Below are 25,206 nucleotides of genomic sequence, written 5' to 3'. Positions count from 1 at the left end.
TACGAGGCTTCCATGAGTCGCAAGCAACAGGCGCTGTTTGAACCTGGTCTGATCCGTCAGGCGCTAATTGATTCTTTTAAAAAGCTCGCCCCGCAGGTGCAGTGGCGCAACCCGGTGATGTTTATCGTCTGGGTGGGGAGCATCATCACTACCCTGCTCGGGATAGCGATGTTCACCGGCCTGCAGCAGGGGGATGCCCTCTTCACGCTCGCCATCAGCCTGTGGCTATGGTTTACCGTGCTGTTCGCCAACTTTGCTGAAGCGCTGGCAGAAGGCCGCAGCAAGGCCCAGGCGAACAGCCTGAAAGGGGTGAAAAAAACCAGTTGGGCACGCAAACTGCGCAGCCCGCAGCATGATGCGCAGGTGGACCACATTCCGGCGGCCGATCTGCGTAAAGGCGACGTCGTGCTGGTGGAAGCCGGGGACATCATCCCTTGCGATGGCGAAGTCCTTGAGGGCGGCGCGTCGGTGGATGAAAGCGCCATCACCGGGGAATCCGCCCCGGTTATCCGTGAGTCCGGCGGCGACTTTGCCTCGGTGACCGGCGGGACGCGCATTCTGTCCGACTGGCTGGTCATCCAGTGCAGCGTTAACCCAGGGGAAACCTTCCTCGACCGCATGATTGCCATGGTGGAAAGCGCCCAGCGTCGTAAAACGCCGAACGAAATCGCCCTGACTATCCTGCTGGTAGCGCTGACAATCGTCCTGCTGCTGGCGACCGCAACCCTGTGGCCGTTCTCTGCCTACGGCGGCCAGGCGGCTAGCGTAACCGTGCTGGTAGCCCTGCTGGTCTGCCTGATCCCAACCACCATCGGCGGCCTGCTTTCCGCCATCGGCGTGGCCGGGATGAGCCGTATGCTGGGTGCGAACGTGATCGCCACCAGCGGCCGTGCGGTAGAAGCCGCCGGGGATATCGACGTCCTGCTGCTGGATAAAACCGGCACCATCACGCTCGGTAACCGCCAGGCCTCCGCCTTCCTCCCTGCCCCAGGCGTGGATGAAAAAGAGCTGGCCGATGCCGCGCAGCTGGCCTCACTGGCGGATGAAACGCCAGAAGGCCGCAGTATCGTGGTGCTGGCAAAACAGCGCTTTAACCTGCGTGAACGCGACGTGCAGAACCTGCAGGCAACGTTTGTGCCGTTTACCGCGCAAACCCGTATGAGCGGCATCAATATTCAGGACCGCATGATCCGCAAAGGTTCTGTGGATGCCATCCGCCGCCACGTAGAAGTGAACAACGGCCACTTCCCGGCCCAGGTCGACACGCTGGTTGAAGGCGTGGCTCGCCAGGGCGGTACGCCGCTGGTGGTTGCCGAAGGCGCTAACGTGCTGGGCGTAATCGCGCTGAAAGACATCGTGAAAGGCGGCATTAAAGAGCGTTTCGCACAGCTGCGCCAGATGGGCATCAAAACGGTGATGATCACCGGGGATAACCGCCTGACCGCCGCGGCGATTGCCGCCGAAGCCGGGGTGGATGACTTCCTTTCTGAAGCCACACCCGAAGCCAAGCTGGCGCTGATTCGCCAGTATCAAGCCGAAGGACGTTTGGTGGCGATGACCGGCGACGGCACCAACGACGCCCCTGCCCTTGCGCAGGCAGACGTAGCGGTAGCCATGAACTCCGGGACTCAGGCAGCGAAGGAGGCCGGGAACATGGTTGACCTGGACTCTAACCCAACCAAGCTGATTGAAGTGGTCCACATCGGGAAGCAAATGCTGATGACTCGCGGGTCACTGACCACCTTCAGTATCGCTAACGACGTGGCGAAATACTTCGCCATTATCCCGGCGGCGTTTGCGGTGACTTACCCGCAGTTGAACGCGCTGAACGTGATGCACCTGCACTCCCCTGCTTCGGCCATCTTGAGCGCGGTGATCTTCAATGCGCTGATCATCATCTGCCTCATTCCGCTGGCGCTAAAAGGCATTAGCTACAAGCCGCTGAGCGCGGCCGCGATGCTGCGCCGCAACCTGTGGATCTATGGCCTGGGCGGTATCGTCGTGCCGTTTATTGGTATCAAAGTGATTGACGTGATCCTGACCGTACTCGGTCTGGTCTAAGAGGAAAAGAACATGGCTACGTTACGCCCAGCTTTATTACTGCTGATTATCCTGACGCTGATTACCGGAGGGGTTTATCCTCTCCTCGCCACGCTGCTGGGGCAATGGTGGTTCCCGGCTCAGGCCAACGGCTCGTTAATCGTTGAAGACGGCAAGGTTCGCGGTTCAGAACTGATTGGTCAGGACTTCACTAACGCAAAATATTTCCAGGGCCGCCCCTCTGCCACCTCGGATAGCCCCTATAATCCAATGGCATCCGGCGGCAGCAACCTTGCGGCCAGCAACCCGGAGCTGGACAAAGAGGTTAAGGCTCGCGTTAGTGCGCTGCGTGCGGCTAACCCGGAGGCTAATCCAGCGGTACCCGTTGACTTAGTCACCACCTCCGCCAGCGGCCTGGACGGGCAGCTTTCTCCTGAAGCGACCGCGTGGCAAATCCCACGGGTAGCGAAAGCCAGAAATCTGCCGGTGGAGCAAATCGCTCGCCTGGTGGCGGAGAACACCACCACGCCGCTGGTGAATTTTATCGGCATGCCGGTAGTGAATATCGTTAAGCTGAACCTGGCGCTGGACCATCTCCAGGCGAAGTAAAAAGGACGTGTTATGACCGAGGAGCCGCTGCGCCCCAACCCCGATAAGCTGCTGGAGAAAGTCAACCGCCAGCCGCGTGGGAAACTGAAAATCTTCTTCGGCGCCTGTGCAGGCGTCGGGAAAACCTACGCGATGCTTCAGGAGGCGCAGCGCCTGCGGGCGCAGGGCCTCGATGTGCTGGTGGGCGTGGTGGAAACCCACGGCCGCCAGGAAACTGCCGAACTGTTAAAGGGGCTGACGATTCAGCCCCCTCGTCGTATTCACCACCGGGGGCGTCTGGTCCAGGAGTTTGACCTGGACGCCGCCCTCGCCCGCAACCCTGCCCTGATTCTGATGGACGAACTGGCGCACAGTAACGCGCCAGGATCGCGCCACCCCAAACGCTGGCAGGACGTGGAAGAGCTGCTTGAGGCCGGGATCGACGTCCTGACCTCCGTTAACGTTCAGCATCTGGAAAGCCTGAATGATGTGGTGGGCGGAGTCACCGGGATTCAGGTACGCGAAACCGTCCCCGACCCTATTTTCGACGCCGCCGACGAAGTCGTGCTGGTTGACCTGCCGCCGGACGACCTCCGCCAGCGCCTGCACGAAGGCAAAGTTTATATCTCCGGCCAGGCCGAACGCGCCATCGAGCACTTCTTCCGTAAAGGCAACCTGATAGCGCTGCGAGAGCTGGCCTTGCGACGCACAGCCGACCGCGTTGACGATCAGATGCGCGCCTGGCGGGACAACCAGGGACAGGAAAAAGTCTGGCACACGCGGGACGCCATTCTGCTGTGCATCGGCCATAGCAACGGCAATGAAAAACTGGTTCGCACCGCCGCTCGCCTTGCCGCCAAGCTCGGCAGCGTCTGGCACGCCGTCTACGTCGAAACGCCGCAGCTTCACCGCCTGCCGGAACATCAGCGCCGGACCATTTTAAGCGCTCTGCGGCTCGCCCAGGAGCTGGGAGCCGAAACCGCCACGCTTGCCGATCCCAATGAAGAAAAAGCGGTGCTGCGCTACGCCCGCGAACACAATCTCGGCAAAATCATTATTGGCCGTCATACCACGCGCCGCTGGTGGCACCGTACGTCTTTCGCCGACCGGTTAGCCAAACGCGCCCCGGACCTCGATCTGGTGATTGTTGCGCTGGATGAAAAACCGCTCCCCTCCCCGACCAGAGCACCGGACACCAGAACGCTAAGCGAGAAATGGCGCATTCAACTGCGCGGCTGCGCCGTGGCAGTGGTGCTCTGTGCGTTTATTACCTTTATCGCCAATCAGTGGCTGGTGGCCTTTGATGCCGCCAACCTGGTGATGATCTACCTGCTTGGCGTGGTGATGGTCGCGCTGTTTTATGGCCGCTGGCCGTCCGTCCTCGCGACGGTCATCAACGTGATTAGCTTCGACCTGTTCTTTATTGCGCCGCGAGGCACGCTCGCCGTGTCGGATGTTCAGTATCTGCTGACCTTCGGCGTAATGCTCACCGTCGGGCTGGTGATCGGGAATCTGACCGCCGGAGTACGTTATCAGGCACGCATCGCCCGCTACCGGGAACAGCGCACCCGTCATCTGTATGAAATGTCTAAAGCTCTGGCCGATGACCGCACGCCGCAGGACGTCGCCGCCACCAGCGTGCAGTTTATTAACAACACCTTCCAGGCCCGCAGCCTGCTGCTGCTGCCGGACGATCACGGGAAACTCAGCCGTATCGCAGCCGAAGGGGAACCCGCTCAGTGGGATGAAGCGATTGCCCGCTGGAGCTTTGATAAAGGCCAGCCCGCCGGTGCCGGAACGGATACGCTGCCGGGCGTGCCCTACCGCATCCTGCCGCTTAGCACCACGGAAAGGACCCTGGGTCTGCTGGTCGTTGAGCCGGAGAATCTGCGCCAGCTGATGATCCCCGAACAGCAGCGCCTGCTGGAAACCTTTACCCTGCTGGTGGCCACCGCGCTCGACAGGCTGCTGCTCACCGCCAGCGAAGAACAGGCCCGGCTTTCCAGCGAACGGGAGCAAATCCGCAACTCGCTGCTGGCCGCGCTTTCGCACGACCTGCGCACGCCGCTGACCGTGCTGTTTGGCCAGGCAGAAATCCTCACGCTGGATCTCGCCAGTGAAGGATCAAAACATGCCCCGCAGGCCAACGAAATCCGTCAGCATGTGCTGAACACCACCCGGCTGGTGAATAATCTGCTGGATATGGCCCGCATTCAGTCGGGCGGTTTTAATCTTCGCAAGGAGTGGCTGACGCTAGAGGAAGTCGTCGGCAGCGCGCTGAAGATGCTCGAACCGGGCCTCGGCGGCCGCCATATCGCCCTTAATTTGCCTGATCCGCTGATGCTGATTGAAGTCGACGGCCCGCTGTTCGAACGCGTGCTGATCAACCTGCTGGAGAATGCGGTGAAATATGCCGGTTATAAAGCCAACATCGGTATTAAAGCGACCTCGACAGCAGACAAGCTGGACCTGGAAGTTTGGGACAGCGGCCCGGGGGTTCCCGCTGGTAAAGAGCTGCTGATTTTTGATAAATTTGCCCGCGGTAACAAAGAGTCAGCTATTCCAGGCGTTGGGCTTGGGCTGGCTATCTGCCGGGCGATTGTTGAAGTTCACGGCGGCACAATTTATGCGCTTAACCGCCCGGAAGGCGGTGCCAGCTTCCACGTTGTGCTACCTTTATCGCCTCCCCCCGAACTCCCTGAAATGATTGAGGTGCTGTGACAACGGTTCTGATAATTGAGGATGAAAAAGAGATCCGCCGCTTTCTGCGCACCGCGCTGGAAGATGAATCGTTGCGCGTGTTTGATGCCGAAACCCTGCAGCGCGGCCTGATTGAAGCCGCCACCCGCAAGCCGGATCTGGTGATTCTGGATCTCGGCCTGCCGGATGGCGACGGCATCGATTTTATTCGTGACTTCCGCCAGTGGAGCCAGACGCCGGTCATCGTCCTGTCGGCCCGGAGTGACGAGCAGGCGAAGATTGCCGCCCTGGATGCTGGCGCAGACGATTTTCTCAGCAAGCCGTTTGGCATCGGTGAACTGCAGGCCAGGCTTCGCGTCGCCCTGCGCCGCCACGCCAGCACCGTTCAGCCCGATCCGGTTTATCAGTTTTCCGAAATTCGGGTCGACCTCGCCTCGCGCCGTATTACCCGCGGCGAAGAGGAAATTCACCTGACCCCCATTGAGTTCCGCCTGCTGGCAACCCTGCTGAATAATCACGGCAAAGTCCTGACCCAGCGCCAGTTGCTTAATCAGGTTTGGGGCCCGAATGCCGTGGAACACAGCCACTATCTGCGCATTTATATGGGCCACCTGCGCCAGAAGCTGGAGAGCGACCCCGCTCGCCCTCGCCATCTGCTCACCGAAACCGGGATCGGCTACCGTTTTATGCTCTGAAGGAGTAATCTCTGGCTCGTTCAAGAGGAGCCCGTTATGAGCGCATGGTTAGTCTACGCCCTGTTGTCTGCCGCTACGGCAGCGCTGGTCGCTATTTTTGGCAAAGTTGGTTTGCAGCATCTGGATGCCAATACCGCCACAGCCGTTCGCGCTGTGGTCATGGCGTTATTTTTAGTTGGGGTGGTCGTCGTTCAGGGAAAACTGAATCTTGTTAGTACGGTGTTTGCCGATAAAAAAGCGCTGCTGTTTATTTTGTTAAGCGGCGTGGCCGGGGCGCTGTCCTGGCTGTTCTATTTTATGGCGATCAAAAGTGGTGACGTGTCGAAGGTCGCCCCTATCGATAAGCTAAGCGTGGTGTTCGCGGTGATTCTGGCGGTGATTCTGTTTGGTGAGAAAGTGTCGCTGATTGCCGGGATAGGCGTAGCGCTTATCACCTGCGGCGCACTGATGGTGGCTTTGGGTTAAAAGAGAAAGGCTCCCTGGGGAGCCTTTTTGCATATTACTTCGCGCTTTTCAGCACTTCGCTGACAATCTCTACCGCTTCTTTCTCGATCTGCTCGCGGTGCTCTGCGCCGAGGAAGCTTTCACAGTAAATCTTGTAGGCGTCTTCGGTGCCGGACGGACGAGCGGCAAACCAGCCGTTCTTGGTCATCACCTTCAGGCCGCCAATGGAAGCGCCGTTGCCCGGAGCCGCCGTCAGACGCGCGGTGATCGGGTCACCTGCCAGCGTGTCTGCACTCACCATTTCAGGTGACAGCTTGGACAGCGCGGCTTTCTGTGCAGAAGTGGCTGGTGCCTGAATACGGTTATAGCTCGGTGCGCCAAAGCGCGCGGCTAACTCATCGTAATGCTGCTGCGGGTTTTTGCCCGTCACGGCGGTGATTTCGGCCGCCAGCAGGCACATGATGATACCGTCTTTGTCGGTCGACCATGGGGTGCCGTTGAAGCGCAGGAACGATGCCCCGGCGCTCTCTTCGCCCCCGAAGCCGAAGCTGCCGTCGAACAGGCCGTCAACGAACCACTTAAAGCCAACCGGGACTTCCACCAGCTTGCGGCCCAGATCTTCTACCACGCGGTCAATCATCGCGGAGGAAACCAGGGTTTTACCGACGGCCACATCTTTGCCCCACAGCGGACGGTGCTGGAACAGATAGTTAATAGCCACAGCCAGGTAATGGTTCGGGTTCATCAGGCCCGCTGGCGTGACGATGCCGTGGCGGTCGTAATCCGGGTCGTTGGCAAACGCCAGATCGAATTTGTCGCGCAGCGCCAGCAGGCCCGCCATCGCACATTCGGAGGAGCAGTCCATGCGAATTGCGCCGTCTTTATCCAGGTGCATAAAGCGGAAGGTCTGGTCGACCTGATCGTTCACGATGGTCAGATCGAGGTTGTAATGCTTCGCGATACGGTGCCAGTATTCGATCCCGGAACCGCCGAGAGGATCAACCCCCAGCTTCAGGCCCGCTTTTTGAATCGCGGCCATGTCGACGATATCCACCAGCCCTTCGATGAACGGCTGAATCAGATCCTGCGCCTGAACGTGACCGCTTTCCCACGCTTTATCCAGCGTAATGCGCTTCACGCCTTTCAGGCCGTCGGCCAGCAACGCGTTAGCGCGATCTTCAACGACTTTGGTGACGTTAGTATCAGCCGGGCCACCGTTTGGCGGGTTGTACTTGATGCCGCCGTCGTCCGGTGGGTTGTGGGATGGCGTGATAACAATCCCGTCCGCCTGAGGGCCGCCCTTTTGGTTATGCACCAGGATGGCGTTAGAAATTGCAGGCGTCGGCGTATAGCCGTTATCCTGCTGCACAATGACGTCCACGCCGTTAGCGGCCAGCACTTCCAGCACGGAGATAAACGCAGGTTCGGACAGCGCGTGGGTGTCTTTGCCCACATAGCATGGACCGGTGATCCCATTCTTTGCGCGTTCTTCAGCGATAGCTTGCGCAATCGCCAGAATATGAGGTTCGTTAAAGCTATGCCGTGCTGCACTGCCGCGGTGGCCGGAGGTCCCGAATTTCACCGCGTGTTCGCTATTCCCCACCACTGGCTTAAGCACGTAATACTGCGCCGTAAGCTGGGCTACGTTAATCAAGTCGCTCTGTTGTGCAGGTTGACCCGCACGATCGTGGTTAGCCATTGGCTCTTCCTTACTGACGCCAGGTTTTTAAATAGTGCCGCAAACCTTTTCAATCAGCTCCGCAGGGAACTGCATTGACTGCATGATGTGTTCGATCATGCTGCATTTACGACCAGTATTCGTATTGGTGATCACCCAGTATGGGGTGCCCGGAACATGTTTCGGCTTGGTTTGATTGCCGTTTGCCAGCAGAGTTTGCTCATCGCCAGCAAAATAGACGCGGGTGCGGCCATGCAGCGATTCAGTGGCTTCGCCAAAGGTTTTTGCATCCAGCATATACAGCGTGGACAGCACCATCATAAAGCGGTTTACGGCTTTATTCTGGGCAGCGTACTCGTCGGAAAGCAGCAGCTCACGAACGCCACGCACGCGATTACGAGCGGTGTTCGCAGGTTTTTCTTCAACAACGGGAGCCGCAGCGCGCTCAGGCGCAGCGGGCGTAGAAGTGGCTGCTGGTGTTTGCCCGGCGGTAAATTTAAGCATACGCCGTAAAATGTCTGACGCGCTCTCGCCGATGTGTTTTGTCTGGCTGGCAATATAGCGGTAAAGCTCGTCATCAACTTCGATTGTTTTCATCTTAATCCAGTGCGATATCTTTTCTGAATACAAGTCGTTGGGATTATAGGGTCAAATCCCAACAGCGAACAGGAGAGGCGACTCAAAGTCAGAGTAAACTGAATATTTGCCGCACGCCCGCGAGAATGCCAACATGATACCCTAACCAAACGAACCAAAATAAAGAACTTTGCCATGAAATTAAATGCTCGCCTGCAAACTGCGCAACAATTGAATAGCAATTCCCCTATCGTACTGATCCACGGCCTGTTCGGCAGCCTGGATAACCTGGGTGTCCTGGCACGAGATCTGGGTAAAGATCATGCGTTGCTGCAGATCGATCTGCGCAATCACGGGCTGTCACCGCGCAGTGATGATATGAGCTATGCCGCAATGGCCGGGGACGTTCTGGACACGCTGGACGAATACGGCATCGAGAAGGCCACATTTATTGGCCATTCCATGGGCGGCAAAGTGGTGATGGCGCTTACCGCAATCGCCCCTCAGCGTATTGATAAGCTTGTGATGATAGATATTGCGCCGGTTAACTATCAGGTTCGCCGTCACGACGAAATTTTCGCGGCTATTCGCGCGGTCACCGAAGCGGGCGTAAAAACTCGCCAGCAGGCGGCGCAAATCATGCGCGACCACGTAGCTGAGGAAGGCGTCATTCAGTTTCTGCTGAAATCCTTTGCTGACGGCGAGTGGAAGTTCAACGTGCCCGTGCTTTGGCAGCAATACGAAACTATCGTTGGCTGGCGGCCTGTTCCGGCCTGGCCATATCCTGCACTATTTATTCGCGGCGGGAATTCTCCATATGTTGATGAAAGCCACCGCGAGGCGCTGCTAAGTCAGTTCCCACAGGCCCGTGCTCACGTCATCGCTGGAACGGGTCATTGGGTTCATGCGGAAAAACCGGATGCCGTTCTACGGGCGATCCACCGATTTATCGACGCAGAGTAGAAAAACTGATTAAAAACAGACCGACCGGGCAGCTGAAGTCGCTAACGCGTTGGCGCGAATGGCGCGCTGATGTATGATGGCGCGCTTAATTGCACCGGCACCCTGCCCCTGCAGCCAGAATTTCCTGTCAGTATTCTAATCATGGCAAAAGAACAAACGGACCGTACTACATTAGATCTGTTCGCGGACGAGCGTCGCCCCGGGCGGCCGAAAACTAATCCGCTCTCGCGCGATGAGCAATTGCGTATCAATAAGCGCAATCAGCTGAAGCGCGATAAAGTGCGTGGTTTGAAGCGGGTTGAGCTAAAACTGAACAACGAGGCGGTCGATGCCCTCAACCAGCTGGCTGACGCCCGTAACATCAGCCGCAGCGAACTGATCGAAGAGATGCTGCTCGAGCAGCTTAAAAATCTCGGGTAACGCCTTCAGCCACCCTGCGGGTTATCTGAAATCTCAAAAGGGTGAGCAAAACCATGTTGCAGACTGTGCACCCGGGCGTGATAGCTGTTTCCGCTGCTGGAGCTGTTCTGCTATGATTGCCCTATACGTGGGCATTGAACGGCCAGCATACTATTAAGTTTCAAGAGGTTATTTTACTCATGGCAATCGTAGGCATTTTTTTCGGCAGCGACACCGGTAACACCGAAAATATCGCGAAAATGATTCAAAAACAGCTCGGTAAAGACGTTGCTGAGGTGCATGACATTGCTAAAAGCAGCAAAGAAGATCTCGAAGGTTTCGACATTCTCTTGCTCGGCATCCCGACCTGGTACTACGGCGAAGCCCAGTGTGACTGGGATGACTTCTTCCCTACGCTTGAAGAAGTCGATTTCAACGGTAAACTGGTGGCGCTGTTCGGCTGCGGCGACCAGGAAGACTACGCGGAATACTTCTGTGATGCGCTGGGCACCATTCGCGACATTATCGAACCGCGCGGCGCGGCGATTGTGGGCCACTGGCCAACCGCGGGCTACCACTTTGAAGCCTCCAAAGGCCTGGCGGATGACGACAATTTTGTCGGCCTGGCCATCGATGAAGATCGCCAGCCGGAACTGACCGCTGAGCGCGTTGAGAAGTGGGTTAAACAGGTTTCTGAAGAACTGAATCTGTCGGATATCATTAACGCCTGATTTCTCTGGCGCAAATACAGCATTTGCGCCATCTTGATAGCTTGTAGCAATGAAAATAATTGCTACAAGTTTGTAACTTTCTCGTACATCCCTGTACAATGTCTTCCTGATAGCTTGGCTGATAATTACTGTAAATGGCGACGCCGCCACGATTTTTCAGCCTTATTTTGCACCATACTTGCGGTTCCCATTTAGAAGTAGCAGTTCTATAATGAGACGCATTACTCTTTACGCTCACTGCAGTTTGAGCGAATCGTTAAGCAACAGGACACTTTCCGCATGACTGACAACAATACCGCATTAAAGAAGGCCGGCTTGAAAGTCACGCTTCCTCGATTAAAAATCCTCGAAGTGCTGCAAGAGCCGGTAAATCATCACGTCAGCGCGGAAGACTTATATAAACGTCTGATCGACATGGGCGAAGAAATCGGCCTGGCGACCGTCTATCGCGTGCTGAACCAGTTTGATGATGCAGGGATCGTGACCCGCCATAATTTTGAAGGCGGCAAGTCCGTTTTTGAGTTGACCCAGCAGCATCACCACGACCACCTGATCTGCCTCGACTGCGGTAAAGTGATCGAGTTCAGCGATGATTCTATTGAATCCCGCCAGCGTGAAATTGCCACTCGCCACGGCATCCGCCTGACTAACCACAGCCTCTATCTGTACGGACACTGTGCTGAAGGTGATTGCCGCGAAGACGACACGGCCCACGATCCTAAATAAGTAATCCGCATTAACAAACGCTGCTTCGGTGGCGTTTAAAAGCAAAAACCGGCAGGTTTCCCTTGCCGGTTTTTTTATTGACTGAAAAAGGCTATCAGCTGTTATTGGCGCGAATCTCCTGCCAAATCTTATCGCAGCGTACCTTCGCGGCTTCATCATTGCCGCTCTTTCTTGCCTGGATACATTTCTGGTAATCCAGCACGTTCACCGTTTCTTTCTCAACAAACGCTTTATGCTGTTTTTCCTGGCGCAGTACGTTCAGCACGCTCTGGCAGGCTTCAATTTTATCCGGATTGCCTTCCGCCGTATTGATACAGGCGCTATAGGCCTGCTTCAGGCGTGAATCTTCCGGAGGTGCAGGAGGTTGAACGCAGGCAGACAGCGTGAATACAGCGGCGGTAATCAGCAGAATCTTTTTCATGTTCGGTTCCTTATAAAAAAACGGGCGCTTGCGCGCCCGGTTTCACATCAGAAGATGGTGAACGGAGCAATCACGATGAATTTCACGTCACGCTCATCCTGGAAGATGTTGCCGTACCCGCCGCCCCAGCTTGGGATGTCAGAGTGGTTGTCGTACTGAGTGAAGTGCAGTTTGAACAGCGTGCCTTTCGCACGGCCTTCCTGCACGGTATACATGGCGTCGAGGCTGTAAGAAGACTCTTTGATCTTGTTGGAAGCGAGATCCTGGCGGTTACCGGAAGCATCAAGCGCCCATGTAGACGGTTTTGCGTCCCATGCATAAACGTAAGAAGCACCCACTGCCCAACCCGGCAGGTTCCAGTTGCTCAGGTCATACATTGCACCGAAGAACACGGCTTTTTCACCGTTGGCGTTGAAGTCAGAGCGGTTATCCCACCACACATCCAGACGACCGTTGGAAGACGCGTAGGTTGGCGTCATACGCTGCAGGAAGTAACCCTGCTGGCCTTCTGCCTTCACCATGGTCCCTTCCAGACGCAGGTCGACCTGGCCAATTTTATAGCCAAATGTCAGCGCCTGGAGCCATGCGGTGCCATCGTAGATATCATTGATGGTGTTGTTCGCGGCTTTATCACGGGTGCCGTAGAACTGGTAGCTGGTGCTCAGCGGGCTGCCTGCAACGTCGAATTTGTAGCTGGCTTTAGCAAAGTACTGATCAACAAAGCCCTGAGCCTGACCGAATGCGGCTTCCAGAATCAGATCGTTTTTGAAGTCATACTTCGCGCCGATGGAGTGCAGATAGTCAACTTTGGTCTTTTTATCGTTCTGGTAGAACTTATCGGTTTCAAGGTGCCATGGCGCCTTGTACTCGTTAGTCCACATGTAGGAGAAGCTCAGCGCACCGGCATCACCGTAGTCAAATGCGGCTCCCGCTTCAGCCCCCTGATAAGTACCAGGCATGAAGCTCCAGTGTGGTGCTAACAGCGTTTGACCGGTTGGCTGAATGTAACCTGCGCGAGCCCAAACCGGGCCGTATTTGAATTTGGCCGCCGCTTTATAAAGGCTGATGCCACCTTTATCGCCGGAGTAGTCTTCGTCGTAGGTTTTATTTTTAGAGGAGAATGCGATTTCGTTCGGGTGACCGCTGGCGCTGTCTTCGGCCATTTCAATGGCGGTGAAAGCGGCAATATCAAAACCAAACATATCGGCCGCATAGCCAGACTGGAAGTCGAGGTTGGCGTTCCAGGTTGAGTGCGACAGGTTAGTTTTGTACTTACCGTCGGAGACGTCTTTACGGTCACGTTCACGCTGCCAGTAATAGATGCCGCCGGTCAGCGTGGAGTCATCAACAAAGCCCGCGGCGCTAGCCTGCGGAGCCACGACAAAACCTGAAAGAGCGGTAACGCTTGCAATAGCAAGAGCAAGCGCACTACGTTTGCCACTAAACGTACGCATAGTTAAATTCCTCTTTGACGTAAAAATCATCGTCTGACGTGAAAAGCGCCAATGACGAAAAAAAGTAAAATTGCCTGACGGCTAAAAGCGGTTTTTGCCTAACACACCCGCATTACTGCTGCTCATAGACTATTTTTCGCGACGCGAATTATCAATGACTTTGTATCAGAGATTTCCTGGAGTATGACAGAGAGCACATAATCTATGTGCATTTGTAACAAAATTGCGCAGCAGATTATTAACCCTGATTACGATTGATTTTAAGAATAAAACTTCATTGAGAGCGCTTTCATTATAAGCATCAGGAGATTACGGGGAAGGCATGACTTCCTGTGAGGAGATTCTTACAGAAATGTAAATGAGAATTAATTCGCATCGCGAATGTGCATATAAGGTTAATGACTGGTAATCAAAAAGAAAAAACGCCGCATTTAGCGGCGTTTTCATCAGGCAATAAACGGCAATTATTCGCCGATCTTAGCCCAGGTATCACGCAGGCCAACGGTGCGGTTAAACACCAGTTTTTCCGCCGTCGCATAGCGGCTGTCCAGGCAGAAGTAACCTTCACGCTCGAACTGATATGCCTTACTTTTTTCCGCGTTCTGCAGACTAGGCTCAGCGAAGCCCTGGCGAATGATCAGGGAATCTGCATTAATGGTAGACAGGAAGTCTTCAGCAGCCCCTGGATTCGCGACGCTAAACAAGCGGTCGTACAGACGAATTTCAACCGGCAGCGCGTGTGCCGCGCTCACCCAATGAATAACACCCTTCACCTTGCGACCGTCCGCCGGATCCTTGCTCAGGGTTTCCGGATCGTAGGTGCAGTAAAGTTCGGTGATATTACCTTCTGCGTCTTTTTCTACGCGTTCGGCTTTGATCACATAGGCATTACGCAGGCGAACTTCTTTACCCAGCACCAGGCGCTTGTACTGCTTGTTTGCTTCTTCGCGGAAGTCAGCGCGATCGATATAGATCTCGCGGCTGAACGGCACTTCACGGCTACCCATTTCAGGTTTGTTAGGATGATTCGGCATGGTAACCGTCTCTTCTTCACCTTCAGGGTAGTTAGTGATAATAACTTTTACCGGATCCAGCACGGCCATTGCACGCGGCGCATTCTCGTTAAGATCGTCACGGATGCAGGATTCCAGAGACGCCATTTCAACGGTGTTGTCCTGTTTGGTTACGCCAATGCGCTTACAGAACTCGCGAATGGATGCTGCGGTATAGCCGCGGCGACGCAGGCCGGAGATAGTCGGCATACGCGGGTCGTCCCAGCCTTCTACAATCTTCTCGGTCACCAGCAGGTTCAGCTTACGCTTGGACATGATGGCGTATTCGAGATTCAGGCGAGAAAATTCGTACTGACGCGGGTGAGCAGGAATGGTGATGTTATCCAGCACCCAATCATACAGACGGCGGTTGTCCTGGAACTCCAGGGTACACAGCGAGTGCGTAATGCCTTCCAGCGCATCGGAAATACAGTGGGTGAAGTCGTACATCGGGTAGATGCACCACTTGTTGCCGGTCTGGTGGTGATCGGCAAATTTAATGCGGTACAGCACCGGGTCGCGCATAACGATGAACGGCGAAGCCATATCGATTTTGGCACGCAGGCAGGCGGTACCCTCGGCAAACTCCCCGTTGCGCATTTTCTCGAACAGCGCGAGGTTTTCCTCAACGCTACGATCGCGGAACGGGCTATTTTTACCGGGCGCAGTCAGAGAGCCACGGTATTCACGAATTTGTTCCGGACTCAGCTCATCAACATACGCCAGTCCTTTATTTATCAGCTCAACGGCATAATTAAAAAGCTGGTCAAAATAGTCAGACGAATAACGCACGTTGCCGGACCAGTGGAAGCCCAGCCATTCAACGTCGTGCTTGATGGACTCTACGTATTCGATGTCTTCTTTTACCGGGTTTGTGTCATCGAAGCGCAGGTTGCATTGCCCCTGGTAATCCTGGGCGATGCCAAAGTTCAGGCAAATAGACTTGGCGTGACCAATATGCAGATAGCCATTTGGCTCAGGCGGAAAACGGGTGCAAATACTGGTGTGCTTACCGTTCGCCAGGTCTTCATCAATAATCTGACGAATAAAGTTAGTTGGGCGGGCTTCAGCCTCACTCATCGCGGGTTCCTCAAAGCGTGTACCTTAGTTAACTGCGTATGATCTAATAAGCGGCCTCGGGAAACAACCTTTAGTTGCATAAATTAGGGTTATCCATGTCGGCTAACGGCACGCAATAAAAAAGCGGCTGACGATTTACGTCAGCCGCTTAAGGCACAAATGCTTACTCAGGAGCGATTATTTGCCTTTAATCTCATACAGTGGCGTTTGGCCTGCAACCACCTGACCTTTAGCCTGGATAACCAGACCGCTGAAGTCGTCGATGTTGCTGCAAACTACCGGGCTAATCATGGAGCGCGCGTTGGCGTTCAGGAAATCGAGATCCATTTCCAGAATCGGCTGGCCGGCAACCACTTCGGCCCCTTCTTCCACCAGACGCGTGAAGCCTTTGCCACCCAGAGCAACGGTATCGATGCCCATGTGAACCACAATCTCTGCACCTTTTTCTGTTTCAAGGCAGAACGCGTGGTTGGTGTTGAAGATTTTCACGATGGTCCCGGCGGCAGGAGAAACCACGGTTTTGTCCGTTGGCTTAACGGCTACGCCATCACCGACTGCTTTGCTGGCGAAAGCTTCGTCAGGCACCTGATCCAGCTCAACCACGTCGCCAGTGACTGGAGAAACCAAAGCGGCAATAGTTGTGCTGGTCGCGTTTGGAACAGCCTGTGGTTTAGCCGCAGGAGCCGGTGCCGCAGCAGCAACAGGCGCCGCTGCTTCTACAGTGCCAGCTGTTTTCATTGCGTTAGCAATTTTTTCTGCCGCAAAGCCAACGATGATTTGCACGCTGGTTTTGTTCAGGCGAATAACGCCTGTCGCACCGAGACGCTTAGCCAGCGCTTCGTTAACAACGGAAGAGTCTTTCACGCTCAGGCGCAGACGAGTGATACAGGCATCAATACCGGTCAGGTTTGCAGAGCCACCTACCGCAGAGATGTACTGACGAGCCAGACCAGAAACGTCCTGGTTTGCGTCACCGCTCACGTTCACGTCCTGACCATCAGCTTCGTCACCGGCTACAGCCAGTTCACGGCCTGGCGTCAGCAGGTTGAATTTGGTGATAGTGAAACGGAACACCACGTAGTAGAGAACGAAGAACACCAGACCCTGAGGGATCAGCATCCACCAGTGGGTTGCCAGCGGGTTACGGGAAGAAAGCACCATATCCACCAGGCCCGCGGAGAAGCCAAAGCCCGCAATCCAGTGCATGCTTGCTGCGATAAATACTGAGATACCGGTCAGCACTGCGTGAATCACGTACAGTACCGGCGCAACGAACATGAAGGAGAACTCCAGCGGTTCGGTGATACCGGTGAAGAACGCAGCGAAAGCAGCGGCCATCATGATACCGGCAACTTTTGCTTTGTTTTCAGGACGTGCACAGTGGTAGATGGCCAGCGCTGCACCCGGCAGACCGAACATCATGATTGGGAAGAAGCCCGCCTGGTAGCGACCGGTGATACCGACAACCGCTTTACCTGCTTCGATGGACTGAGCGCCACCCAGGAAGTTAGGGATGTCGTTAATCCCTGCCACGTCAAACCAGAACACGGAGTTCAGAGCGTGGTGCAGGCCAACCGGGATCAGCAGACGGTTGAAGAAGGCGTAGATACCTGCGCCCGCAGAACCCAGCTTCTGAATGTGCTCCCCGAAGTTCACCAGACCGTCGAAGATCATCGGCCAGACGTACATCATGATGAAGGCAACAACGATCATCAGGAAGGAGGTGAGAATAGGAACCAAACGGCGACCGCTGAAGAACGAAAGCGCTTTCGGCAGCTCAACGCCGCTGAAGCGATTGTACAATTCCGCAGAGATAATACCGACCAGAATACCTACGAACTGGTTTTCAATTTTACCAAATGCCGCCGGAACCTGATCCACCGGAATTTTCTGGATCATAGCAACCGCTGCCGGTGAGCAGAGGGTGGTCAGAACCAGGAAGCCAACAAAGCCGGTCAGTGCCGCGGCACCGTCTTTGTCTTTGGACATACCGTAAGCGACGCCGATGGCGAACAACACGGACATGTGATCGATAATGGCGGAACCGGATTTAATGAAGAGCGCGGCTAACGCGTTATCTCCACCCCAACTAACTGGGTCAATCCAGTAACCAACCCCCATTAATATTGCTGCTGCTGGCAGTGTAGCCACCGGCACCATAAGTGCCCGGCCCACGCGCTGTAGATAACCTAGAATACTCACTTTATTCCCCCTATGAGACCCCGTTAAGGCTCGCTCAAGCAGTGTTTTTATTGTCTTACTTACATTGAATACACGGCGACGATTCACATCACACGGTGAAGTGTGAAAAAAATTAATTCGTACCGCAAATTAAACGCACCTTTTTTGTGATATTTATCACCAAATATCGCTTCAACCCTCCCCCTTCACTGGCTATCTCCGAAAACTTATTTTATGATTCAAAAAATCAAGACGGATTGATCCCTGTCGGTTCAGTATAAAAGTGGTTTACCCTTATGCTTATCGAGATCGATTCAGCTAACCCTATTTTTACTCTTAAACTACGAGGTGAATGATGAGACTGATTCCCCTGGCTACCCCGGCACAAGTCGGCAAATGGGCAGCTCGCCATATTGTAAATCGCATCAATGCATTCAAACCGACCGCGGACCGTCCTTTTGTTCTGGGTCTGCCAACCGGCGGCACGCCGCTGGAGGCTTACAAAGCTCTGGTTGAGATGCATAAAGCAGGCCAGGTTAGCTTTAAGAACGTCGTTACCTTCAACATGGATGAATACGTCGGCCTGCCGAAAGAACACCCGGAAAGTTATTATACTTTCATGCACCGCAACTTCTTTGATCACGTTGATATCCCTGCAGAAAATATCAACCTGCTGAACGGCAATGCGGAAGACGTTGATGCAGAGTGCCGCCGCTACGAAGAGAAAATTCGCTCCTACGGCAAAATTCACCTGTTCATGGGCGGCGTGGGTAACGACGGTCATATCGCGTTCAACGAACCAGCATCTTCTCTGGCTTCCCGAACCCGTATTAAAACCCTGACCCATGACACACGCGTGGCAAACTCCCGCTTCTTCGGCGGCGACGTGACTCAGGTACCTAAATACGCGCTGACCGTTGGCGTGGGCACCCTGCTGGATGCAGAAGAAGTGATGATCCTGGTGCTGGGTGGCGTCAAAGCGCTGGCGCTGCAGGCGGCCGTGGAAGGCAACGTTAACCATATGTGGACTATCACCTGCCTGCAGCTGCATCCGAAGGCGGTGATCGTGTGTGACGAGCCGTCCACCATGGAGCTGAAGGTGAAAACGTTGAAATATTTCAACGAGCTGGAAGCAGAAAACATTAAAGGCCTTTAAGGCCTGGTCGGCCACTGATGCGCCTCAAACGGCAACCGCTGAGGGCGTCAGTAGTTCTGGAAAATCAATGCATTGGTTTTCTAAAGTCAGTCATAAAGAGGAAGGTGTTTCGGCTTTTCCTCTTTATTAGCGATCTTACAGTCTTAAAGCACGACGTTATTACCGGGGGTAGGATATGTATGCATTAATCCACGGTCGGATTTATACCGGCCACGAAATTTTGGATGACCACGCGGTAGTTATTGCCGATGGCCTGATTGAGCGCGTTTGCCCTGTTGATGCACTGCCGGCAGGTATCGAAACGCGCGATGTGGGCGGAGCCGTCATTGCCCCCGGTTTTATTGATGTACAGCTGAACGGCTGCGGCGGCGTGCAGTTTAACGACACAGCAGAAGCCGTTTCCGTTGAAACGCTGGAAATCATGCAGAAAGCAAACGAACGCTCAGGCTGCACCAGCTACCTGCCAACGCTTATCACCACCAGCGACGAGCTGATGATGCAGGGCGTGAAAGTCATGCGCGACTATCTGGCGAAATACAGCCATCAGGCGCTGGGCTTGCACCTTGAAGGGCCGTGGCTCAACATCGTGAAAAAAGGGACGCACAACCCAGGCTTCGTCCGCAAGCCGGATGCGAAGCTGGTTGATTTCCTCTGCCAGAATGCCGATGTGATCACCAAAATCACCCTCGCACCTGAAATGGTTGAGCCAGAAGTCATTCAGAAACTGGTGGCAGCAGGCATCATCGTTTCTGCCGGTCATTCCAATGCAACGATTAAAGAAGCCAAAATTGGCTTCCGCGCAGGGATCACCTTCGCAACCCACCTTTTCAACGCGATGCCTTATATTACCGGCCGTGAACCTGGCCTTGCGGGCGCAATTTTTGATGAAGCCGACGTTTACTGTGGCATCATTGCTGATGGTTTACATGTGGATTATGCGAACATCCGCACCGCAAAACGTGTGAAGGGCGATAAACTGTGCCTGGTTACCGACGCAACCGCGCCGGCAGGTGCCAACATCGATCAGTTCATTTTTGCTGGCAAAACAATATACTACCGTGACGGTCTGTGCGTAGATGAGAACGGTACGCTGAGTGGGTCTGCATTGACCATGATTCAAGGCGTTCGCAATTTGGTGGAGCACGCGGCCATCGCACTGGATGAAGTTCTGCGAATGGCAACCCTCTACCCTGCTCGCGCCATGGGCGTGGATAAACACCTGGGCGCAATCGAAGCCGGTAAAGTGGCCAACCTCACCGTGTTTAACCGCGACTATAAAATTATCAAGACCATCGTTAATGGTAACGAGGTCGTAACTGAGTAAATAGCATGACGACTGGCGGACAAGCCCAAATTGGTAACGTTGACCTGGTAAAACAGCTGAATAGCGCGGCGGTCTACCGCCTGATTGATCAGCACGGTCCCATCTCGCGCATCCAGATTGCCGAACAAAGCCAGCTTGCGCCCGCCAGCGTCACAAAAATTACTCGCCAGCTTATTGAGCGCGGCCTGATAAAAGAAGTCGATCAGCAGGCCTCCACCGGCGGCCGCCGCGCTATCTCTATTACGACCGAAACACGTAACTTTCACGCTATTGGCGTGCGCCTCGGGCGCCACGACGCCACTATCACCCTGTTCGACCTGAGCGCGAAATCCATCGCCGAAGAGCACTATCCGCTGCCGGAACGCACGCAGGAAACGCTCGAGCATGCGCTGCTTAACGCCATTAGCCACTTCATCGAAACCTGGCAGCGTAAAACCCGCGAACTTATCGCTATTTCCGTCATCCTGCCAGGGCTGGTTGACCCCGAAAGCGGCGTGATCCGCTACATGCCGCACATCGCCGTCAACAACTGGGCGCTGGTCGACAGCCTGGAAAAACGTTTCAAGGTGACCTGTTTTGTCGGCCATGATATTCGCAGCCTGGCGCTGGCCGAGCACTACTTCGGTGCAACCCACGACTGCGAAGACTCTATTTTGGTGCGAGTCCACCGCGGCACCGGGGCGGGAATTCTGTCAAACGGGCGGATTTTTATCGGCCGTAATGGGAACGTGGGTGAGATTGGCCACATTCAGGTCGATCCGCTGGGCGAGCGCTGCCACTGCGGTAATTTTGGCTGCCTGGAAACCATTGCCGCGAACGCCGCCATTGAAAAACGCGTCCGCCATTTGCTGGAGCAAGGCTACAACAGCCGCCTGACGCTGGATGATTGTAGTATTCAGGCCATCTGCAAAGCGGCCAATAAAGGCGATGCGCTGGCCTGTGAAGTGCTGGAACACGTTGGCCGCCATCTGGGGAAAGCCATCTCCATCGCCATTAACCTGTTTAACCCGCAAAAAGTTGTCCTTGCCGGCGAGATAATCGAAGCCGAAAAAGTGCTGCTGCCTGCCATCGAAGGCTGCATCAACACCCAGGTATTGAATGCCTTCCGTAAAAACTTGCCTATCGTCTGCTCAAAGCTGGACGACCGCTCGGCAATTGGCGCCTTTGCGCTGGTTAAGCGCTCAATGCTAAACGGCGTCTTGCTTCAGCATTTGCTGGAAAGTTAATGCTGCCCAGGCAGCATTTTACGCTATAGTTACCGACTTCATTCCGTGAGCCAGAGTTGTTAATGACCACCATCCAGAACGTAATTTGTGATATCGACGGCGTGCTGATGCACGACAACGTCGCCGTGCCGGGCGCTAATGAATTTCTGGCACGTATTCTTGACAAAGAAATGCCGCTGGTGCTGCTAACCAACTACCCTTCCCAGACCAGCCAGGATCTTGCCAACCGCTTTGCCTCCGCGGGCATCGACGTGCCGGAGAGCGTGTTTTACACCTCGGCCATGGCCACGGCTGATTTCCTCCGTCGTCAGGAAGGTAAGAAAGCCTATGTCGTCGGTGAAGGGGCGCTGATTCACGAGCTCTATAAAGCTGGATTTACCATTACCGACATCAATCCCGACTTTGTCATCGTCGGTGAAACCCGCTCTTTTAACTGGGAGATGATGCATAAAGCCGCTTACTTTGTGGCAAACGGGGCGCGTTTTATTGCCACCAACCCTGACAGCCACGGCCACGGATTTAGTCCGGCCTGCGGCGCGCTTTGCGCTGGCATTGAGAAAATCTCCGGGCGCGAGCCGTTTTATGTCGGCAAACCAAGCCCGTGGATTATTCGCGCGGCGCTTAACAAAATGCAGGCGCATTCCGAGCAAACCGTTATCGTCGGCGATAACCTGCGGACGGATATTCTCGCGGGCTTCCAGGCCGGCCTTGAAACCATCCTTGTGCTGTCTGGCGTCTCCAGCCTGAACAACGTTGACGATATGCCCTTCAGGCCGAGCTGGATTTACCCCTCTGTGGCTGAAATCGATATCTTCTAATTCAGAATGCCGGCCCAGAGCCGGCATTTTTATATCGATAAAAAATCGCCGCGTAGCAGAAGCAAACCTCAGTGCAAATTGTTAAAAATTGACGATCCGTTAATTTTAACGCCCAAAACATCATCATTTTTCATCAATCAGCAATCCTCACTGCACTATTTATTAGCTGAAAGCTAAAAGCCTTGCATTCCCTTCAGCGATTGAGCATTTTCATTACTAAGCAACGCAGCAAAGCCGCAGTAAAAGCAAAAATCGGCAACGCAGCACCACAACTCAAATCGCTCAGGCAAGTGTACGGAGAAGTTATATGTGTTCTATCTTTGGCGTTCTGGATATCAAAACTGATGCAGTTGAATTGCGCAAAAAAGCGCTGGAATTATCGCGCCTGATGCGCCATCGTGGCCCGGACTGGTCGGGTGTTTACGCCAGCGATAAAGCGATTCTTGTGCACGAACGTCTGTCCATCGTTGACGTCAACGCGGGCGCTCAGCCGCTGTACAACACCGAAAAAACTCATGCCCTGGCGGTTAACGGCGAAATCTACAACCACCAGGCTCTGCGCGCCGAATACGGCGACCGCTATACCTTCCAGACCGGTTCAGACTGTGAAGTCATCCTGGCGCTGTATCAGGAAAAAGGCCCTGACTTCCTTGATGAGCTGCAGGGGATGTTCGCCTTCGCACTTTACGACAGCGAGAAAGACGCTTACCTGATTGGCCGTGACCACATCGGTATTATCCCGCTGTATATGGGCCACGATGAACACGGCAACCTGTACGTCGCTTCAGAAATGAAAGCCCTTGTGCCTGTTTGCCGCACCATCAAAGAGTTCCCGGCGGGCAGTTACCTGTGGAGCAAAGACGGCGAAATTCGCAGCTACTACCAGCGCGACTGGTTCAGCTACGAAGAAGTAAAAGACAACGTCACGGACAAAAACGCGCTGCGCCAGGCGCTGGAAGATTCCGTGAAGAGCCACCTGATGTCAGACGTGCCTTATGGTGTTCTGCTGTCCGGCGGACTGGACTCTTCCGTGATTTCCGCTATTACCAAGAAATTTGCCGCGCGTCGCGTAGAAGATGAAGAGCGCAGCGAAGCCTGGTGGCCGCAGTTGCACTCCTTCGCCGTCGGTCTGGAAGGTTCTCCTGACCTGAAAGCCGCGCAGGAAGTTGCTAACCACCTGGGCACGGTTCACCACGAGATCCACTTCACCGTGCAGGAAGGCCTGGATTCGATCCGGGATGTTATCTATCACATCGAAACTTACGATGTGACAACGATCCGCGCTTCAACACCGATGTACCTGATGTCGCGTAAGATTAAAGCGATGGGCATCAAAATGGTGTTGTCCGGGGAAGGCTCTGATGAGGTATTCGGCGGTTACCTGTACTTCCACAAAGCGCCAAATGCCAAAGAACTGCATGAAGAAACCGTGCGTAAACTGCAGGCTCTGCACATGTTTGACTGTGCCCGTGCGAACAAGGCGATGTCTGCCTGGGGCGTTGAAGCCCGCGTCCCGTTCCTGGATAAAAAATTCCTCGACGTGGCAATGCGCATCAACCCGCAGGACAAAATGTGCGGCAACGGCAAAATGGAGAAGCATGTCCTGCGCGAGTGCTTCGAATCCTACCTGCCTGCAAGCGTGGCGTGGCGCCAGAAAGAGCAGTTCTCTGACGGCGTGGGCTACAGCTGGATTGATACGCTGAAAGAAGTTGCCGCTGAGCAGATTAGCGACCAGCAGTTGGCTACCGCGGCCTATCGTTTCCCGTACAACACACCGGGCTCGAAAGAAGCCTATTTGTACCGCGAAATCTTTGAAGAGCTATTCCCGCTGCAAAGCGCGGCAGAATGCGTACCTGGCGGCCCGTCAGTGGCCTGTTCTTCCGCAAAAGCAATCGAATGGGATGAGTCGTTCAAAACCATGAACGATCCATCAGGACGCGCGGTAGGTGTGCACCAGGCCGCCTATTAATCGCTGATTTAGCTTAAAACAACGGGCCTTATGGCCCGTTGTCGTTTCTGTATTCCTGTCGAGGCTTTATCCCTGTTTTTAAGCGGAATTAAAAACAAAAACGTGCGTTATTGTCGATATTTCAAGCAAGCTGTTCGCAAGTCATTCAAACGAGCATTCTGAGCGGGTTTTCGGGAAAAAACTAGTTGACGCTGTAGAGTCAACTCAGCATAATGCGCCCCGCAACGCCGATAAGGTAGCGCGTAAAAAGATGGCTACGTAGCTCAGCTGGTTAGAGCACATCACTCATAATGATGGGGTCACAGGTTCGAATCCCGTCGTAGCCACCATCTTTTTTATGCGGGAGTGGCGAAATTGGTAGACGCACCAGATTTAGGTTCTGGCGCCGCAAGGTGTGCGAGTTCAAGTCTCGCCTCCCGCACCATTTATCTCTCGCGTTGCACGGATGGGGTATCGCCAAGCGGTAAGGCACCGGTTTTTGATACCGGCATTCCCTGGTTCGAATCCAGGTACCCCAGCCATTATTTTTCGATACATGCGGTTCACCGCGACGGTTATTGGGGTATCGCCAAGCGGTAAGGCACCGGTTTTTGATACCGGCATTCCCTGGTTCGAATCCAGGTACCCCAGCCATCGAAAAATATGATAGAGTTTGGCTACGTAGCTCAGCTGGTTAGAGCACATCACTCATAATGATGGGGTCACAGGTTCGAATCCCGTCGTAGCCACCATACAAAGGAATTATTGATTAACTTCGATAAATCCAAAAAAATTGTTGGGGTATCGCCAAGCGGTAAGGCTCTGGTTTCTGATACCAGCATTCCGAGGTTCGAATCCTCGTACCCCAGCCAATTTCAAAAGTCGTTCACTTTGTGAGCGCACCCTGTTGGGGTATCGCCAAGCGGTAAGGCTCTGGTTTCTGATACCAGCATTCCGAGGTTCGAATCCTCGTACCCCAGCCACACACTGAAAAGCCCGCGCAAGC

20 protein-coding genes and 7 tRNA genes are annotated in these 25,206 nt (G+C 54.5%); 21 read left to right on the top strand and 6 right to left on the bottom strand.

The genetic code is table 11. The annotated features are described in order from the left end of the window. Window positions 1–12: 12 nt before the first annotated feature. Genes kdpB through F3J26_RS14730 form a run of 5 tightly spaced genes read left to right on the top strand, consistent with a single transcriptional unit; the run spans window position 13 to window position 6,488 of the window. Entirely contained in the window at window positions 13–2,061 is a 2,049-nt protein-coding gene (gene kdpB, locus F3J26_RS14750; RefSeq protein WP_008456125.1) for a potassium-transporting ATPase subunit KdpB, read from the top strand. Window positions 2,062–2,073: 12 nt separating this feature from the next. Further along, window positions 2,074–2,649 carry a potassium-transporting ATPase subunit KdpC gene (gene kdpC / locus F3J26_RS14745; protein WP_166994551.1) on the top strand — a complete coding sequence of 192 codons (576 nt, stop codon included), beginning with the start codon at window positions 2,074–2,076 and terminating at the stop codon, window positions 2,647–2,649. Between the two features lie 12 nt (window positions 2,650–2,661). Then, window positions 2,662–5,349: a two-component system sensor histidine kinase KdpD gene (kdpD, locus tag F3J26_RS14740; RefSeq protein WP_008456121.1), complete on the top strand. Its 2,688-nt coding sequence runs from the start codon at window positions 2,662–2,664 to the stop codon at window positions 5,347–5,349. Beyond that, window positions 5,346–6,023 (top strand): two-component system response regulator KdpE, encoded by a 678-nt coding sequence (gene kdpE, locus F3J26_RS14735; RefSeq protein WP_008456119.1) that lies wholly within the window; start codon window positions 5,346–5,348, stop codon window positions 6,021–6,023. Before kdpD ends, kdpE begins: the two co-directional genes overlap by 4 nt. A gap of 36 nt (window positions 6,024–6,059) precedes the next feature. Next, window positions 6,060–6,488, top strand: a complete 429-nt coding sequence (locus F3J26_RS14730) for an EamA family transporter (RefSeq protein WP_008456117.1) — start codon at window positions 6,060–6,062, stop codon at window positions 6,486–6,488. A 34-nt stretch (window positions 6,489–6,522) separates the two neighbouring features. Here F3J26_RS14730 and pgm read toward each other — a convergent pair whose 3' ends face one another. Then, window positions 6,523–8,166, bottom strand: a complete 1,644-nt coding sequence (gene pgm, locus F3J26_RS14725; protein WP_166994549.1) for a phosphoglucomutase (alpha-D-glucose-1,6-bisphosphate-dependent) — start codon at window positions 8,164–8,166, stop codon at window positions 6,523–6,525. 27 nt (window positions 8,167–8,193) lie between these two features. After that, the gene (gene seqA, locus F3J26_RS14720) at window positions 8,194–8,742 is read right to left on the bottom strand and encodes a replication initiation negative regulator SeqA (protein ID WP_166994547.1); all 549 of its coding nucleotides are present in this window, start codon (window positions 8,740–8,742) and stop codon (window positions 8,194–8,196) included. A gap of 174 nt (window positions 8,743–8,916) precedes the next feature. On the opposite strand from seqA, the gene ybfF reads away from it, so the two are divergent. From ybfF to fur, 4 genes are all read left to right on the top strand, one after another. Next, entirely contained in the window at window positions 8,917–9,684 is a 768-nt protein-coding gene (gene ybfF / locus F3J26_RS14715) for an esterase (protein ID WP_166994545.1), read from the top strand. A gap of 141 nt (window positions 9,685–9,825) precedes the next feature. Next, window positions 9,826–10,104, top strand: a complete 279-nt coding sequence (gene ybfE / locus F3J26_RS14710) for a LexA regulated protein (protein ID WP_008456110.1) — start codon at window positions 9,826–9,828, stop codon at window positions 10,102–10,104. 179 nt (window positions 10,105–10,283) lie between these two features. After that, window positions 10,284–10,814, top strand: a complete 531-nt coding sequence (gene fldA, locus F3J26_RS14705) for a flavodoxin FldA (protein WP_008456108.1) — start codon at window positions 10,284–10,286, stop codon at window positions 10,812–10,814. A gap of 279 nt (window positions 10,815–11,093) precedes the next feature. Beyond that, window positions 11,094–11,540 (top strand): ferric iron uptake transcriptional regulator, encoded by a 447-nt coding sequence (gene fur / locus F3J26_RS14700; protein WP_008456106.1) that lies wholly within the window; start codon window positions 11,094–11,096, stop codon window positions 11,538–11,540. Between the two features lie 94 nt (window positions 11,541–11,634). Here fur and F3J26_RS14695 read toward each other — a convergent pair whose 3' ends face one another. The 4 genes from F3J26_RS14695 to nagE all read right to left on the bottom strand — a co-directional run bounded on the left by F3J26_RS14695 (window position 11,635) and on the right by nagE (window position 17,749). Continuing rightward, window positions 11,635–11,961 carry a ChiQ/YbfN family lipoprotein gene (locus F3J26_RS14695; RefSeq protein WP_008456104.1) on the bottom strand — a complete coding sequence of 109 codons (327 nt, stop codon included), beginning with the start codon at window positions 11,959–11,961 and terminating at the stop codon, window positions 11,635–11,637. A 47-nt stretch (window positions 11,962–12,008) separates the two neighbouring features. Continuing rightward, window positions 12,009–13,415: a chitoporin ChiP gene (gene chiP / locus F3J26_RS14690; protein WP_008456102.1), complete on the bottom strand. Its 1,407-nt coding sequence runs from the start codon at window positions 13,413–13,415 to the stop codon at window positions 12,009–12,011. A 464-nt stretch (window positions 13,416–13,879) separates the two neighbouring features. Further along, window positions 13,880–15,547: a glutamine--tRNA ligase gene (gene glnS, locus F3J26_RS14685; RefSeq protein WP_166994543.1), complete on the bottom strand. Its 1,668-nt coding sequence runs from the start codon at window positions 15,545–15,547 to the stop codon at window positions 13,880–13,882. Window positions 15,548–15,724: 177 nt separating this feature from the next. Beyond that, complete coding sequence (gene nagE, locus F3J26_RS14680) at window positions 15,725–17,749, bottom strand: N-acetylglucosamine-specific PTS transporter subunit IIBC (protein ID WP_008456098.1); 2,025 nt, start codon at window positions 17,747–17,749, stop codon at window positions 15,725–15,727. 334 nt (window positions 17,750–18,083) lie between these two features. Between nagE and nagB the strand changes: the two genes are divergently transcribed. The 12 genes from nagB (at window position 18,084) to F3J26_RS14620 (ending at window position 25,183) form a co-directional block, all read left to right on the top strand. After that, the gene (gene nagB / locus F3J26_RS14675) at window positions 18,084–18,884 is read left to right on the top strand and encodes a glucosamine-6-phosphate deaminase (protein ID WP_008456097.1); all 801 of its coding nucleotides are present in this window, start codon (window positions 18,084–18,086) and stop codon (window positions 18,882–18,884) included. A 175-nt stretch (window positions 18,885–19,059) separates the two neighbouring features. After that, entirely contained in the window at window positions 19,060–20,208 is a 1,149-nt protein-coding gene (nagA, locus tag F3J26_RS14670) for an N-acetylglucosamine-6-phosphate deacetylase (RefSeq protein ID WP_166994541.1), read from the top strand. Window positions 20,209–20,213: 5 nt separating this feature from the next. Beyond that, on the top strand, window positions 20,214–21,434 hold the full coding sequence (gene nagC / locus F3J26_RS14665) for a DNA-binding transcriptional regulator NagC (protein WP_008456092.1): 1,221 nt from the start codon (window positions 20,214–20,216) through the stop codon (window positions 21,432–21,434). Window positions 21,435–21,496: 62 nt separating this feature from the next. Next, the gene (locus F3J26_RS14660) at window positions 21,497–22,252 is read left to right on the top strand and encodes an HAD-IIA family hydrolase (RefSeq protein ID WP_166994539.1); all 756 of its coding nucleotides are present in this window, start codon (window positions 21,497–21,499) and stop codon (window positions 22,250–22,252) included. Window positions 22,253–22,559: 307 nt separating this feature from the next. After that, a complete protein-coding gene (gene asnB, locus F3J26_RS14655) occupies window positions 22,560–24,221 on the top strand; it encodes an asparagine synthase B (protein WP_166994537.1) in 1,662 nt (553 codons plus the stop codon). Between the two features lie 252 nt (window positions 24,222–24,473). Beyond that, a tRNA-Met gene (locus tag F3J26_RS14650) sits at window positions 24,474–24,550 on the top strand. Window positions 24,551–24,560: 10 nt separating this feature from the next. Then, window positions 24,561–24,645, top strand: a tRNA-Leu gene (locus F3J26_RS14645). A 22-nt stretch (window positions 24,646–24,667) separates the two neighbouring features. Further along, window positions 24,668–24,742, top strand: a tRNA-Gln gene (locus F3J26_RS14640). A gap of 37 nt (window positions 24,743–24,779) precedes the next feature. Continuing rightward, a tRNA-Gln gene (locus F3J26_RS14635) sits at window positions 24,780–24,854 on the top strand. 21 nt (window positions 24,855–24,875) lie between these two features. Further along, window positions 24,876–24,952: transfer RNA gene (locus F3J26_RS14630), tRNA-Met, on the top strand. 45 nt (window positions 24,953–24,997) lie between these two features. Further along, window positions 24,998–25,072, top strand: a tRNA-Gln gene (locus tag F3J26_RS14625). A 36-nt stretch (window positions 25,073–25,108) separates the two neighbouring features. After that, window positions 25,109–25,183 (top strand) — tRNA-Gln (locus tag F3J26_RS14620). Window positions 25,184–25,206: the final 23 nt, after the last annotated feature.

The organism is Enterobacter sp. Ap-867 (assembly GCF_011752855.1).
Lineage (GTDB): Bacteria > Pseudomonadota > Gammaproteobacteria > Enterobacterales > Enterobacteriaceae > Cedecea.
The sequence above is the reverse complement of the archived record's forward strand: the minus strand, read 5'-3'. Positions and strand labels throughout refer to the sequence as shown.

Bases quoted from the DNA above. Each gene is read 5' to 3' on its own strand.
- kdpD (WP_008456121.1), top strand. From the start codon at position 2,662: ATGACCGAGGAGCCGCTGCGCCCCAACCCCGATAAGCTGCTGGAGAAA.
- asnB (WP_166994537.1), top strand. From the start codon at position 22,560: ATGTGTTCTATCTTTGGCGTTCTGGATATCAAAACTGATGCAGTTGAA.
- nagA (WP_166994541.1), top strand. From the start codon at position 19,060: ATGTATGCATTAATCCACGGTCGGATTTATACCGGCCACGAAATTTTG.
- ybfE (WP_008456110.1), top strand. From the start codon at position 9,826: ATGGCAAAAGAACAAACGGACCGTACTACATTAGATCTGTTCGCGGAC.
- nagB (WP_008456097.1), top strand. From the start codon at position 18,084: ATGAGACTGATTCCCCTGGCTACCCCGGCACAAGTCGGCAAATGGGCA.
- fur (WP_008456106.1), top strand. From the start codon at position 11,094: ATGACTGACAACAATACCGCATTAAAGAAGGCCGGCTTGAAAGTCACG.
- ybfF (WP_166994545.1), top strand. From the start codon at position 8,917: ATGAAATTAAATGCTCGCCTGCAAACTGCGCAACAATTGAATAGCAAT.
- fldA (WP_008456108.1), top strand. From the start codon at position 10,284: ATGGCAATCGTAGGCATTTTTTTCGGCAGCGACACCGGTAACACCGAA.
- F3J26_RS14730 (WP_008456117.1), top strand. From the start codon at position 6,060: ATGAGCGCATGGTTAGTCTACGCCCTGTTGTCTGCCGCTACGGCAGCG.
- glnS (WP_166994543.1), bottom strand. From the start codon at position 15,547: ATGAGTGAGGCTGAAGCCCGCCCAACTAACTTTATTCGTCAGATTATT.
- kdpC (WP_166994551.1), top strand. From the start codon at position 2,074: ATGGCTACGTTACGCCCAGCTTTATTACTGCTGATTATCCTGACGCTG.
- F3J26_RS14660 (WP_166994539.1), top strand. From the start codon at position 21,497: ATGACCACCATCCAGAACGTAATTTGTGATATCGACGGCGTGCTGATG.
- pgm (WP_166994549.1), bottom strand. From the start codon at position 8,166: ATGGCTAACCACGATCGTGCGGGTCAACCTGCACAACAGAGCGACTTG.
- chiP (WP_008456102.1), bottom strand. From the start codon at position 13,415: ATGCGTACGTTTAGTGGCAAACGTAGTGCGCTTGCTCTTGCTATTGCA.
- seqA (WP_166994547.1), bottom strand. From the start codon at position 8,742: ATGAAAACAATCGAAGTTGATGACGAGCTTTACCGCTATATTGCCAGC.
- F3J26_RS14695 (WP_008456104.1), bottom strand. From the start codon at position 11,961: ATGAAAAAGATTCTGCTGATTACCGCCGCTGTATTCACGCTGTCTGCC.
- kdpB (WP_008456125.1), top strand. From the start codon at position 13: ATGAGTCGCAAGCAACAGGCGCTGTTTGAACCTGGTCTGATCCGTCAG.
- nagC (WP_008456092.1), top strand. From the start codon at position 20,214: ATGACGACTGGCGGACAAGCCCAAATTGGTAACGTTGACCTGGTAAAA.